Origin of the sequence: Aureispira anguillae (assembly GCF_026000115.1) — a bacterium.
Lineage (GTDB): Bacteria > Bacteroidota > Bacteroidia > Chitinophagales > Saprospiraceae > Aureispira > Aureispira anguillae.
In genome coordinates, this window is sequence record NZ_AP026867.1 from 327346 (window position 1) to 341288 (window position 13943).

9 protein-coding genes are annotated in these 13943 nt (G+C 30.8%); 7 read left to right on the forward strand and 2 right to left on the reverse strand.

The window, feature by feature from the left end; all coding sequences use genetic code 11:
- Positions 1-119: 119 nt before the first annotated feature.
- From AsAng_RS01255 to AsAng_RS01270, 4 genes are read left to right on the forward strand one after another with little or no spacing between them, the layout of a single operon-like run.
- Positions 120-3884: an AAA domain-containing protein gene (locus tag AsAng_RS01255; RefSeq protein WP_264790951.1), complete on the forward strand. Its 3765-nt coding sequence runs from the start codon at positions 120-122 to the stop codon at positions 3882-3884.
- Complete coding sequence (locus AsAng_RS01260) at positions 3877-6150, forward strand: hypothetical protein (protein WP_264790952.1); 2274 nt, start codon at positions 3877-3879, stop codon at positions 6148-6150. Before AsAng_RS01255 ends, AsAng_RS01260 begins: the two co-directional genes overlap by 8 nt.
- 5 nt (positions 6151-6155) lie before the next feature.
- Positions 6156-6791, forward strand: coding sequence for a hypothetical protein (locus tag AsAng_RS01265; RefSeq protein ID WP_264790953.1), 636 nt, complete (start codon positions 6156-6158; stop codon positions 6789-6791).
- Positions 6792-6801: 10 nt separating this feature from the next.
- Positions 6802-8427, forward strand: coding sequence for an AAA family ATPase (locus AsAng_RS01270; RefSeq protein WP_264790954.1), 1626 nt, complete (start codon positions 6802-6804; stop codon positions 8425-8427).
- Between the two features lies 1 nt (position 8428).
- On the opposite strand, the gene AsAng_RS01275 is transcribed toward AsAng_RS01270, so the two are convergent.
- Positions 8429-9592, reverse strand: a complete 1164-nt coding sequence (locus AsAng_RS01275; protein WP_264790955.1) for a tetratricopeptide repeat protein — start codon at positions 9590-9592, stop codon at positions 8429-8431.
- A gap of 185 nt (positions 9593-9777) precedes the next feature.
- On the opposite strand from AsAng_RS01275, the gene AsAng_RS01280 reads away from it, so the two are divergent.
- Genes AsAng_RS01280 through AsAng_RS01290 form a run of 3 tightly spaced genes read left to right on the forward strand, consistent with a single transcriptional unit; the run spans position 9778 to position 12811 of the window.
- Complete coding sequence (locus tag AsAng_RS01280) at positions 9778-11514, forward strand: RNA-directed DNA polymerase (protein WP_264790956.1); 1737 nt, start codon at positions 9778-9780, stop codon at positions 11512-11514.
- The gene (locus tag AsAng_RS01285) at positions 11511-12158 is read left to right on the forward strand and encodes a hypothetical protein (RefSeq protein ID WP_264790957.1); all 648 of its coding nucleotides are present in this window, start codon (positions 11511-11513) and stop codon (positions 12156-12158) included. The genes AsAng_RS01280 and AsAng_RS01285 overlap by 4 nt, the downstream gene beginning before the upstream one ends.
- Positions 12158-12811, forward strand: a complete 654-nt coding sequence (locus tag AsAng_RS01290) for an HD domain-containing protein (RefSeq protein ID WP_264790958.1) — start codon at positions 12158-12160, stop codon at positions 12809-12811. Before AsAng_RS01285 ends, AsAng_RS01290 begins: the two co-directional genes overlap by 1 nt.
- Here the strand turns inward: AsAng_RS01290 and AsAng_RS01295 are convergent.
- Positions 12808-13893 (reverse strand): DUF4433 domain-containing protein, encoded by a 1086-nt coding sequence (locus AsAng_RS01295; protein ID WP_264790959.1) that lies wholly within the window; start codon positions 13891-13893, stop codon positions 12808-12810. The genes AsAng_RS01290 and AsAng_RS01295 overlap by 4 nt on opposite strands.
- Between the last annotated feature and the right edge of the window lie 50 nt (positions 13894-13943).

The window sequence follows — 13943 nt, forward strand, 5'->3', positions numbered from 1 at the left end:
ATCTAATGTGTATTTTATTACTGTACACATAGAGTGTACAGCTGATGTTTTTCTTTGTTCTAACAAGGAAAGAAGACACACAAATAATTGTTTGTCTAGTTAATAGAACCCCTAAAGATATGTATTACGAAGAGGATCTTGGATTTGGAAAGAAAACTATTAATGTTGTTATCAGATTTGATAACAAGGCTGTCTCTTGGTTGCAAAAAGAGTCAAGATACTCGTTTGAAGATTTAAAAAGATTTTTAAATGACTCTCATATAGAGTGTTTCTTTAAGAAAAAGAATGAAGACGAACACTATATTATTATTCCGATTACTTCAGAAAATATTAATTTGAAGTTGACCTTAAAATGGTTGCCTAAAACTCATGATTATAAGGTTGTGCTCTCAAAAAAGACGAAACTAGTCGTTGAAGAGTTTAATACTAACCTAAATGATTCATATACGTTAGCTAGGTTGTGTAGTTATGAATTGGTAGGGTTTAATGATAACCCTTTTCCTAGCAAAGAATTTGCTGAGCTTCATAAGGAAATTTGCAATCTAGAAATATCTCCAAAGGCATATGTTGAAAATCAAAGAGATATTTGGACAAAATGGATTGAAGCTCAGGAGTTAATCTTAAGTAATAATTCTACCCCATTCAGTGTAAAAAAATATTATCCACTACTTCCTATAAAGGGAAAAGATGGAAATATATTCAGATATCAATTTCAGGTTGATTTAGTAAAAGAGGAGAATCCTGAATATAAAGAATTAGAAAAAGAGTTGCGTAAACAGCTAGGCTTGGACATAAAAGTAGATGGAGATACAGGAGAAACTCATATGAGGTTGAAGGATATATACAAAGGACTTGATGTATTAATAAATCGAGCTCCTTTTTGTGAAACATACTCCAGAAAAGAAAAATTATTATGCCTTTTTAAGCTTAAGCCAATTTTTGTTTATAAAAAGATTGAAGCTTTATTAAATGATCTTGGGAGAAAAGTTAAAGTTTGGCAGGGAGATAAATCAGGTTTAATTGAAATCTACTCAAAGAACAATAGAACAGTAAATGTCCCCAAGAGTATCATAAAAAAATATTCTTTGAAGAGAGAAGCTTTTATTGGGCGGATATTTATTGTTGATAGCAATGGGTTGAAGATTGAAGACTCGATTCCTTCTCCAATAAAAACAAACAATTATAATAGAATTAAAGACCAATATAATTCTTTGAAAAAAGTATTGTTCAATAAACGTGAAAAAGAAATAGAAGCAGGAGCAAATAGCATTCATTTTCAAATTAGAGAGGTTTATTCTTTTGTTCAAAATTCAGAAGAAAATGAATTTGATGATTTATTTTGGCAAGATTTAAAACAAGATTTGTTTGGCTTAGGGTTTGACTCAGATGATGTTAGGCTAAATTCAGAGAAAAGAATAATTGCATTTAATTTCATTGATTTCGATGAACTTGAAGATAAAATTGAAAAAATAAAAGGGTTAAATAAATTCTATCCTGATAGGGATCCACTAGCAGAAGATTTTGAATTTAGAGTAAAAATCGATTTACTAGCGAAGAAAAATAAAAAGCAATTATTTGATGAAAAGCTAAAATTCCTTCATGGCACAGAGTTCTATATTGAAAGAGTAAATAAGAAAGGAAAAATAGAGAGACCCTCAATCGGTATTTTGAACTATTATCAATCTTCGATGTCTTCCTTGCTATTTGCAATTCCTTTAAGAACAAAAAAGGATTTAAAGCAAGTAAAAAAATTAAAAAAATATCTAGAGGAGGATTCAACAATTATTACAGAGGTTTATCCTAACCTGAGGGGAGATGAGGTTAAAATTGGTTGGCTAAATGAAGCAATGGCTAAAATCAATACGCCACAGGACCAAATGAATAAGAAGCCTGTGAATACTAAGTTAGGAGAATTTATTTTTGACTCATCTAAGGCGGAGGAGATTTACAAAGATCTTTCAACTGATTCAGAGGAATGGAAGCAACTAGTGAAGCATGAATTGTTACAACTTAATGATTCCCAAAGAAAAGCTGTTTTGTCAGCGTTATACGCAAGAGATTTAGCTCTTCTCCAAGGACCTCCAGGAACAGGGAAAACAACGGTTATTGCTGAAATGATTTGGCAAATGATTAGAGTTAACCAAAAGCAAAAGGTTCTATTGACTTCAGAAACTAATTTAGCCGTGGATAATGCACTAGTAAAACTGTTAAATGGAAATCATACTTTGGTTAAACCCTTACGATTTGGGAAAGTAGCAAAACTAGAAAATGAAGGTAAGAAGTACTCCTTTGATAGAATCATGAAATGGATTGATAAGGATTATGGAGAAACAAATTTAGAAGATGAAGAAGAGAATGAAGAAGAATCTTACCTTGACTCACTTGGGGAGCTGGATTTAGAAGACGAAGAGGAGGTAGATGAGAATCATGCAGATAATGCCGTTCAGATTTGGATGAATAGAATAGCATCAAATGCACAAATCCAAAATCCAAAATATTCTGAAATTATAAAGGATTGGGTCACAGATATGGCCATGCCTGAAACAGAGATGAAGGAACTTTTCAAAGATAAGTATATTAAACATGCTAATGTCGTAGGTAGTACAAGTAGTTCAGCAGGTAGTATCACTTTTGCATGTGAATATCAAAAACTATTTAATCCAGATAAAAAAGTAGAACTATCATATTACGATAGAGTTTTAGAAGAGAGAGTAATTGAGGAAGAGTGTATTGGAAAGCTTTACAAAAGAATTAAGAATGTACAAGAGAGGTATGAGGATTTTGATGGAAGATTTAAAGGAGTCAATAATATTTTAGAAAGGTTTATCCCTCTAGAGTTCGATATAGTTATTACAGATGAAGCAAGTAAAGCTACCCCTCCTGAATTGCTACTTCCCATGTGTTTTGGAAAGAAAAATGTAATCATCGGAGATCATAAACAGTTGCCTCCAATGCTACATGAAAAGAGTTTTGAAGAGACATTATTGGCCCTAGAATCAGAAGAGGCTAAAGAATTAGCCGAAGAAATAGATAAAGACTTTGTTGGGATTTCTCAATTCGAAAGGTTAATTACTCATCCTAAAGTATCTCCCTCTATTAAGAGTTCATTTAATTTGCAATATAGGATGCATCCTCAAATTAATAAAGTAATTAAGCAGTTTTATTCTGATTCAGAGGAAGGACTAGAACCTGCTCCTCAGTTACTTGAGCATGCTGACGATGCAAATCTGAATAATCCATTTTCCAGACATCATGGGTTATATTACAAAGGATTTATTACTCCTTTTCAACATGTTATTTGGGTGGATGTAGATGCTCCTGAGCAGGAAAGTGGTACATCAAGAGTTAATGAGACCGAAGTAGAAGCGATTAAGTTAGTTCTAAAAATGCTTAGAAATTCAAATGGTTTTGACGAATATATGAACCATTGGAGTACTGATAAGAAAGAGGATCAAGAAATAGGTCTGATTACTTTTTATGGGCATCAAGTCAAAAAACTTAAAGAAGCTGCTAAATATGCGAGAGAGGAGTTAAAAATCCCTATACGACTCAATACAGTTGATAAGTTCCAAGGGATGGAGCGGAATATTATTATTGTATCAACTGTGAGAAGTAATAAGTTAAAACTAGATTCTGGAAAAGAGGTAAGGAACTCAGATATAGGATTTGCTAAATCTCCAAAGAGATTAAATGTGGCTCTATCAAGAGCCAGAAGGCTTTTGATTATTGTAGGAAATAAAGATTTTTTTAAAAGTTATATTGATACAGAAGGGAATGCCATATATAGAAATGTGATTAATGTGATTGAGTCAGAGCAAAAGACTCAAAATGAACAATCAATAATTAAATACGAAGATTTAGTGAAGCTCGATAGTAATGATTAATGATTTAGAATATAACATCCTTAAAGCGATTAGAACGCATAAGCAAGTCACAGAGGTCTATCTTGGCTTTCTAGAATTTTCATGGGAATTTTCACTTGCAGAGTATTCCGCAACGTGTATTGAAGCAATTGATCTATCCTTGTTAGATAAAGCAATTTGTGGATTGTTACAAGTGGAAGATTCTTTGAGTCTTGAAAAAATTGGAAATATTCTAGGTTTTAATGTTGAGGATAAACCCAATGAAAAAAAGTATAAAGATTTAGCAGAATATGAGCTTCTTAGAGAAGGGATTCAACATCTTTGTGATTTTGAAATGATAGAATGTAATGATATTCATTTTTCTGAATGTAGAATAACTCAAACAGGGAGAGAATATGCAGGTAAAAAGAAAAAGTTTAGAACAATAGAAGAGAAAGTGTTTTCATTATTCTTTGATGTTGAAGGGGGAATACATAAAAATGCCAAAAAACTATTTGGTAATAAGTTAGGTAGTTCTGTAGAAGTACCATTATCAGATTCGATTGATTATGAGGACGAGGCTTTTGTTAAGTCCTTTGCAACACATCAAATACCTGGCATTTATGATTTAGAAAAAATGAATTCATTCAAAGATTTAGAATTGAAAAAAGTGAATTCATATCAAACTGAATTAATTGCAACATTCTTGTATTCTATCGAAAATAAGCAAATTAGGCTAGTTGTGTATAATCCCTCTACTCAAGAAGTTGATAAAGGCTTTACTAATTTGTTTACAGAGTCACCTGAGTTAAAGAAAGAACTAATATCAGACTTTTGGCGAAATTCCTCAAAACTAAATACTTTGTCAAGGTATAAGGAAACACCTAAAATGTGGAGGGATAATATACTTTCTATAAATAAGAAACTCAATTTATTAGTAGAGAAAAAAAATATAAAAGGGGCAAAAAAAGCTTTAAATCAATTTAGGTTATCTGAGAATTTCAGTCAATATAAACTCTTTTGCTTCTGGCTTCCTAAGGTGATAGAGTTAGCAAAAGGTGAGGTTTACTTGTCATTAAAGAGCTATGATAGGAAAGCTATTTTATTAGTAAAAGAAGTAATTCAAAAGATATCTGACAAGGATAAATTTTTATTCATTGATTTAGAGGTTGATAAGGATAATCCATACTTGATTGAAGAAGTATTGGATTTAAAAGAGACAGCTAATTCGACAAATAATTCATATGTGTTATTTGCTGATGAAGTAGAGTGCTTTCAATTAATTTGTGATGTTGGAGGAAAACGAAGGGTTTATTCAGAAGAGAACTATAGAATAGAGTTAATGGTAGAAAGCAAAAAAAACTATTTTGATCTGTTATTTGTCTTAAAAACAGAAACATCAATTGATGATTTAACAGATGAGATTAATGAAATTAAAAATGATTTTGCAGAAGAAAGTGTATCAAATATAATAAGCGATATTCAGGAATATATGGATGATTATTCTCCTTCGGAGGAAAATGATTTGAAAGATTATAAACTTCTAGAATCTTGTACTAATAAAACAATTCCCTTTGCGAAGCTTGACAATTATACTAAATTAATCGAAGAAGTAGAAGTGAGAAAAGCTAGTTTATTGGAAGATGTAAAAACTATTCGAAGAGAAATCTTAAAACAAAAAATAAAAGATTTTCAATCCTTTTCTGCCTCATCATATAGAGATTGTCAAAACTTTAGGAATCAAATTGAAACATTTAAGTTAGATTGTTTGGACTCCGAACTTTCATTGTTTGAAGAATTAGATAACTTAATAACTAAGCAAGAGTTTAGTTTTAAGTTGATTGAACATAAAAACACTATAATTATCTGTTATGATATATTCTTAAATGATGCTCAAATTCTCCAAAAAGTATATGCCAAAGATAAAGTTGTATTGTCATCAAATATTTTTAAGAGATTAGAAAGTTGGTCAGAACTTCCAGAGTATAAAACCATTGTTCCTAGAGCATTAAGTGAAATTCAGAACTTTCAAAAAAAGAAGAGAATAACGTTGAATCAAGGTAAAAAAGAAGTTTTGGAAAATAAATTTAAGACTTCACCTTTTTCTGAAATACTATCAATGGGAAGGGTATATTCTGACCGAAGTGAAAACCCTATTATTTTAACAAATCACCCTAAACTAATAGAAGAAGCTAGATTGCTTGGCTTAAATACTATTTCTGAAAAAGCATTTAATGATATTATCAGTTTGAAAAATAAACTAGGTAAATCTAAATCTAGAAATAAATTTAAAAAGAATAAAAACTAAATACTATGTCTTGTTTTGAATCCTCAACATTTTTGAAGAATCCAGAAATCATGAATCAAGATTTTTTAATACAAGCTTGTGAACAGTTAGGCTGGAAATATAAGGTGAAGGATGGTGTCCTTAAAGTTTATAATGCAAAACAGGGGGCTCATTTGCATGGAGAGCCTGCATTAATTGTAAAGAATAATACAATTACTCACAATAGTTTTTACATGAAGAATGGGAAAGAACTCGTTGCTCAACTTCAATCAGAGTTCTATCAAATAAATGTATCATATGCAAAGGAAACTATTATTTCCGAGTTTGAATCTGTAGGGTTTATGCTTAAGAATGATAATGATTTTGAACCAAATGAGAAAGAGGTCGATAGTTTTTTTATGGTGGCATACTCAAAGTTAGAGAATGAAGATGAGCCATATGTAGAAATTAGATTTACGATATTGTATGATGGAACAATTGTATCGGATTCTAATTATATTCCATCAGACATACACGAGTTGGCAGATGAAGCGATGGAGAAAATAGACGAGGCTTTTGGCAGTAAAAGAAGAGAAGGAGAAGAGATTATACGAAAAGAGGTCCCTATTGAATATCAACATAAATCCTATTGTACAAATAATAAAATAAAAGCTAAAAACTAAAATTTATATTATGCAGAAAGAATTTTTAGAATTAGAGAATATGCTCGATGCTAGATATCCTATAGTATATTTAGCATCCCCCGAATATAGTAGGATAGTTCAGACTGTTAGACGTATTGCTTTTCAAAAAAATTATGTATTCCATACGTGGGATATTGCAGCAGGACTTCAAACTCATACCAGAAAGTTGAATACAACTGATTTAGGTGATGTAATCAAGCATCCTGACCATAAAACAACTAAAAGTCCTGATGGGCTTTTAGAAGAAATATTGAAAGGGAAAGAAGAATTTCTAAATAAAAAAGAAATCTTCTTATTAGAGGACGCACATAAATATTTTAACAGGGGAGATAAATTTGTTGTACTACTTAGAAAACTGACACATTTTCTTAAGAAATATAACAAGCATATTTTATTGTTGTCTCCGTTTAGTAAATTACCTGTAGAAATAGAAAAATATATAACTGTGGTAAATATTCCTCTACCAGATAAGAATGATTTAGAAACGAGGTTAGATGCAGTTAATCGTGGTGCCCCTGAAATCAATCCTGATCTAAAGAAGATGATTTTGGACGCAGCTGCTGGGTTAACTGACACAGAAGCTGACCTAGCTTTTCGCTTGGCAAAAGTAAAAACAGGATTAAATAGTAAGGATGCAATTAAAGCTATTATTAGAGAAAAAGAACAAATAATAAAGAAGAGTGGTATCCTTGATTACTATCATGTAAATGAAAAAATGAATACTAGTGTAGGAGGCTTAGATAGGTTAAAAGAATGGTTGACACTGAGAAAAAAATCTTTCGAGAGAAAGGCAAAAAAATTCGGACTTACTGAGCCCAAAGGTATTTTATTACTAGGTGTTCCAGGAACTGGAAAAAGCTTAACCGCAAAGAGTATTTCCCAAGAATGGAATCAGCCTTTACTTAAGCTGGATATTGGACGTGTTTTTCAAGCTGAGGTAGGAAGCAGTGAAAACAATATTCGAAATGCAATAGCAACAGCTGAAGCAGTTGCCCCATGTATTCTTTGGATTGATGAAATCGAAAAAGGTTTAAGTGTAGGAGGTGGTGAGAAGGATGGTGGGACTAACTCTAGAGTCTTTTCGACGATTCTTACATGGATGCAAGAAAAAACAAAAGCAGTTTTTGTTGTGGCTACAGCAAATAATATCAGCAATTTGCCACCTGAACTTCTTAGAAAAGGACGTTTTGATGAAATTTTCTTTGTTGACTTGCCTACAAAAAAAGAACGGGAAGATATATTTAGAATACATCTTAAGAAATATAATCAGGAAAAAGCAATAACTAATTTTGAATCTATTTTAGAGTCAACAGTCCACTTTAATGGAGCTGAAATAGCAGAAGCTGTTAAAGAAGCTATGTTTATAGCTTATCTAGAAGATTCGGAAAATCCTGAAATTAGTTCAGCTCATTTACTACAAGCAATCAAAGCTACAGTTCCATTAGCTAAAACTATGAGAACAAAAATTAATAAACTTAGAGAATGGGCTAAGACTAGAGCTAGATTTGCAAGTTCAGATAAAAATAATGAAGATTTACCTCTACTTCTAAATGATGATAAAAGTAAAGAGGAAGATACTAGAACACAAAGGGAAATTCAAGAAGATATATTTTAGTTTAGCTATATTTTTGTGCTAAATAGTAATCTTGTTGTGCTCCAGTGATATCACCAATTTCTTCTTTTGCTTTTGCACGCATTTTGTATGCTAAGGCAAAGGAAGGAAGGAGCTGAATAGCTTTATTATAATCGACTATTGCTTTATGAGTAAAGTTGACTTTTAAGAGAAGAGAGCCTCTGTTACAATATAGGGTTGGATCATTAGGAGCTAATTCTATACCTTTGTTATAATCTTTCATGGCTTCTTGGTATTTGTTTAAATCATCATATAAGGCTCCTCGGTCTCTATAAACATCAGAGAAGTTAGGATCAACTATTAATGCCTGTGAATAATAAAACTCAGCTTCTGAAAAATCTTGGAAAAAATACATTTCTAATCCTTGCTTATAATAATTATATGCTTTTTTATTTTGAGTACTAGTAGCCTTCATTGGAGAATTGTCAATATGATGCTGAAGGTTGTATTGGCTTATGATATTTTTAGCTGGCTGTGCACCAAGATTAGCAGCATCCTTAAGACCTTCAATACCCATGTAGAACAAATTGTAATCACTTTCTTCAGCACCTATTTTCCACATTAATACCCCTTTTAAATAATATGCATTGGGATAATCAATATTATGATGAATTGCTCTATTACAAGCTCTAATTGCACCAACAACATCTCTTGAATTTGCTAAGCAAACCCCTAAGTTATTGTATGAAGATTCAATGTTGCTAAATATATAGTTTGCTCGTTTTACACGAGGTATTGAATTTTTGTATTGTTTCCAACATTCAATGGATTTTTTATAATAATTAATAGCTTCTGGATATTTTTTTAAAGCCTCATAACATACACCCAATTTGAAATAACCATTATGTCTATCAGGAAAATAAGAACAGTATTTTTCAAAATCACTAATTGCCTTTGTTAATTCACCTAAATCCTCATATACAGAGCCTCTTACATAATATATGTTTCCTCCATCGGGGTACTCATAGAGAGCGAATTTGCAATTACGTAAAGTTTCTTTCAATGACTCATCTCGATAACTAATAACAATCTCATATTCTGTTTTTTCATATCCCTTTTGCATGACAGGAATGAAAAGATCTTCAATTGAATATTCTTGCCTAACTCCCATTGGGCTTGGACGGAAAAATGAATCAAAATAACTCATAATAGGTTATGTGAAATTAAATAAAGTTACTTTCTCTGAAAAGATAAACAATAATTGGCTAAAGAACAAAAACTTCAAACCTAACAATTATGGAGAATAAACAACTTTTTATCTATTATTCTTTATCTTTAAGAAATATTGACCTATAGTGTCACCATTCTATAATTAGAATCTAATCTACCAAAATGGTACTGGAAAAATATTTTAATTGTGATAATCTGAAATTAGCTTGGGAGCGAATGTTACGATGGTCTGATAGTACTATTAAGGACCACTGGGGGATAAGTGTTTTTGAGGCAAATTTGGATGATAATTTAGGAAGACTATCTAATAAGCTAATAAATAACCAATATGAGCCAATTAGACCTCAGAAATTCTATGTCCCAAAATCATCTGGGACGCAAAGAACAAAGACTATCCTTATGATTGAAGATGCGATTGTCTATCAGGCAATTGTCAATATAATAGCATATGAGAATTATGATAAAATTGAGGAGTTTTACCTTTGTGTTTTTGGAAATGTATTAAATGAAGAAGTAAAGTTTGGAGAAAATTTAATTTCTAATAAAAGTGATCTAAAAAGTCCCCCTAGTTATTTTTTTTATAAGCCATATTTAAATTTATATAACGAGTTTTCAAACTTCGTTAATGGAGTAATCCTTGATGATGAAGTTAACTATAAATTAGAGACTGATATTACAGGTTTTTTTGATAGTATACCTCATTTTAGTCTTCTTGAAAAATTGAATAAAGATTATTTCGTAGAGGAAGACATCTTAGAACTGTTATCCCTTTTACTTAATTGTTGGTCTGGAACAAAATCTAATATGACAATCGGGGTAGGTATTCCTCAAGGTCCAGGTCCTTCCCATTTTTTAGCAAATATTCTTCTGTATGATTTAGATGAATACTTTATGGAGAAGATGAATTTTGATGAAACTATCTACTATTGTAGATATATGGACGATATACGAATATATAGTTCTGATACAAGAGAGCTAAGAGATTGTTTAATGTATTTAGATACGTACTTAAAAGGTTTTGCTTTATCAATTAATTCTAGCAAAACGAGTATAAGAGAGATTGTTGATCGAAAAAATGATGACTCGATAATTGACTTTCACGTAGATTATAAAGCTACGGATATGGAGGTGTCTAAATTTTTAAAAAAGTTGTATGAGGAACACAATTTAACATCAGAGTTTTATTTTAAAGAAAATAAAAGCAGTAGTAATCTTACTGAAAATGAGTCTGCAAAAGAACTTAAACAGGTTGAAGGAAAGGAGAATGTTATTAAGTTTTGGAAGGATGAAATTAATGATGTTGAAGATATTTTGCTTAATTCTTTTGAGAATAAAGATGGTAGCCTTTCTATTCCCTTAACTAACGTCACATCAGATCGATTCTTTGTGAACTTGAGTTATCGATATAGAATAGCAATACGTAGTATAAAAGAACAAGATGCTGATATAGAAGAAATAGATTATTCTAAAACTTCAAATTACTGGTTGTTCTTGATTAAAGAATATCCTTGGCGAGCTAATTATTTCTGTCTTGTCTTGAATGAGTTTCCTTCACTTCCTGAACTTAAACAGCATCTAATTTCTCTTGTGGAGGAGTTTGAAGCTTATGAATGGATCACCCATCATTTATTTCTTACCTTAAGTATTAAACAGGTATTTACTGATGACGAATTAAAGTCCCTGCTCTATACATTTGGTCATCTAACAGATTACGCCAAACTTGGCTTATACAAATTACTAATAGCTAAGCTTGAAAGTGATGATGTTGATGAATTAATTGATGTATCAATAAAGAAAGAGCCCAATGCGTATTTGAGAAAAACTTTAATGAGGATTTATATGGATCGTAAAAGAGGAAAATTAGAATTGGAACCCATGCTTAATTCTTTTGGTTTATGAGTTATAAAAATAATAGACAACTAAGTTTTATCTCTAGCTATGATGAAGGAATGTCGGAACTAGAAAAGACTCATTTAGATAAGCTTATATCAGAGTTGTACAACTTAGAGGAGTATTTAGAATATTTATATTCTGATATATTAAATGTTAATGATTTAGGATTCTCTTTCAAGTCAAGTATACATCCTAATGTATATGACTATTCTAATGAAATGGCTGAAATATGTGTTAGAATAAAGTATAAGTGCTCTCAACTGGAACATCATGAAGCTATGGGATGGATTACCCATGCTTTACTTTGTTTTGATAATCTTATTTTTTTCTACATAAATGATTGTTTAGAAGAAACAGTTAATAAGATTCCAAAACAATCTTTAGAGAGAGATAATTATACCCATTTGAATGAAAAAGGAGATCCCTATAATATAATAGGAACCTATTTTGAATCTATTTATCAGTATAGATCAAAATTGGTCCATCCATATTTTATAGATGATAATGGTAGAAAGAGTCACAAACCCATCTCTAAATCTACTAAAAGACACTACATTAAATTGACCGTTGAGTTATTCTTAAAAGAAGCTTTAGGTGTATTATTAACCAAGTATAAAGAACATTTTCAAATCACAACACCAACTACATAATGAAATTATCTTCTCCATTTTCAGTTATATCTATAATCGAAAAAATAGATAGTTCTTTTATCGCTTTATATAATCGTCAAATCAGGCATTACAAACTGAGAGAGCATACTTTTCTGGTGTTAAGTGAGTTTTTCAAGTATTTTGGTCATTTGGATTTAAGCTTATTTGACGACAAAGAGGGTAATTGGTTTAAATATTTACTCGCATTGCATGATATTGGCAAACCTATGGCAATGAATGAGAAAGGATTCGCAACAAAAAAGAAATACATTGTAACGAAGAAATTGATTACGAAACTTTCTGTCTCTCTTGGCATTAAGAAGCAATTACCAATAATTTTAGCGTTAGTAGAACATGATAGTTTAGGGAAGTATTTCCAAGGAAAGTCTAATCTAGACAAAACAATTCAGACTTTAGCGAATCAAGCAGAACAAGCTGGTTTAGGTATTAGTGATTACTTCAGATATAAGTTTTTATACTATCAATGTGACTTGGCTTCTTATACAGAAGATGCAGGAGGTCAACCTTTTTTAGAACATTTATTTATCTATGAAGACGGTAGAAATAAAAAAACTACTAAATCAAACAGTCAGTTTTGTTTTTGTACAGAATATACTCAAAAGTTGAATGTGTTAGTAAAAAGGATAATTTAATTTGGAATTACAAATATTTCAGGGTTAAGTGCTATTTTGATACCCAAGTGATTGGGAAATAACTCTATAACCTTTTGAAGTAATTTCTCATCCTTTAAATAAATCTCATCTACATAATACATTGGAATTTTTTCATCAACAAGTACTTCAGAACATCTATATTTTTTTATTTTATCAGTATCTATCAAAACGGGTTGTCTCAACACTCGCCAGTTTAATTTTTTCAAATCCTTTGTTGAGCTAAAGAACTTAGCTCCATCCCATGCTGCATTACCATTAGAAAAGAATGCAGTATCGTCAATTATTATATCAGGATTAACTCTTAAGAAAACTAAATCATCCCATACCTCTTTATTTTTTAATGATTTTAGCATGGGGTTTTGTGGGTTGATGTATAAGGGAACCAAGTCGTGAATATTTCTATCTATTGATTTAACATATCGATTCCTTTTCAAATTAACCTCTTGATTCGAAATATCTTCTGTTATATGATTGTTGTTATGTGCTTTCTTATGTGATAATAGACCTAGTTTTAAAATAGAACTTAGGTTTTTATAACTCGTCATATGAAACAATCCATTGAATGGTAGCTTTGCTCTATATACTTCTGGAAGTTTATCCCTTTCTGAGAGGATAAATCTATCACCATTTGACTCAATAAATTGATGGATTTCTTGATTAATTTCTTTAATCTTATTTGTGTATTTATCAAGTTTTGGATCTGGCTTATTTGTAGGAGGTAGTAAATTGATAAGTTTGTTTGAGAGGTATTTATGAATTGATGAATATAAATATTTATAGAATCGTATAACCTTGTAGAGCATATTGTTATAAAGCTCATCTAGTTCAAGAATTTCTGAATTTGAAAATTTAATGGTTAGATGTAAGTTGGAGTTCAAATAATCTTTAGGGATCCTATTCACTTTTGAAAGAGCAATACTAGAATTATGAATTCTTTTAATTTCAAATGAGATATGTTTTTGAGTTAATTCATGACTAAATATTTTCTTGTATAATTTATTGATTGAAACCTCAGGAGAAATTCCTGTATCTGAGTTAATAAATAACAAAAATCTTCTCACACTTATAAGTTGCGTCTTTAAGTAGTTACACAACTTTAGGTAATCATTAT

Bases quoted from the DNA above. Each gene is read 5' to 3' on its own strand.
- AsAng_RS01280 (WP_264790956.1), top strand. From the start codon at position 9,778: ATGGTACTGGAAAAATATTTTAATTGTGATAATCTGAAATTAGCTTGG.
- AsAng_RS01255 (WP_264790951.1), top strand. From the start codon at position 120: ATGTATTACGAAGAGGATCTTGGATTTGGAAAGAAAACTATTAATGTT.
- AsAng_RS01290 (WP_264790958.1), top strand. From the start codon at position 12,158: ATGAAATTATCTTCTCCATTTTCAGTTATATCTATAATCGAAAAAATA.
- AsAng_RS01260 (WP_264790952.1), top strand. From the start codon at position 3,877: ATGATTAATGATTTAGAATATAACATCCTTAAAGCGATTAGAACGCAT.
- AsAng_RS01265 (WP_264790953.1), top strand. From the start codon at position 6,156: ATGTCTTGTTTTGAATCCTCAACATTTTTGAAGAATCCAGAAATCATG.
- AsAng_RS01285 (WP_264790957.1), top strand. From the start codon at position 11,511: ATGAGTTATAAAAATAATAGACAACTAAGTTTTATCTCTAGCTATGAT.
- AsAng_RS01270 (WP_264790954.1), top strand. From the start codon at position 6,802: ATGCAGAAAGAATTTTTAGAATTAGAGAATATGCTCGATGCTAGATAT.
- AsAng_RS01275 (WP_264790955.1), bottom strand. From the start codon at position 9,592: ATGAGTTATTTTGATTCATTTTTCCGTCCAAGCCCAATGGGAGTTAGG.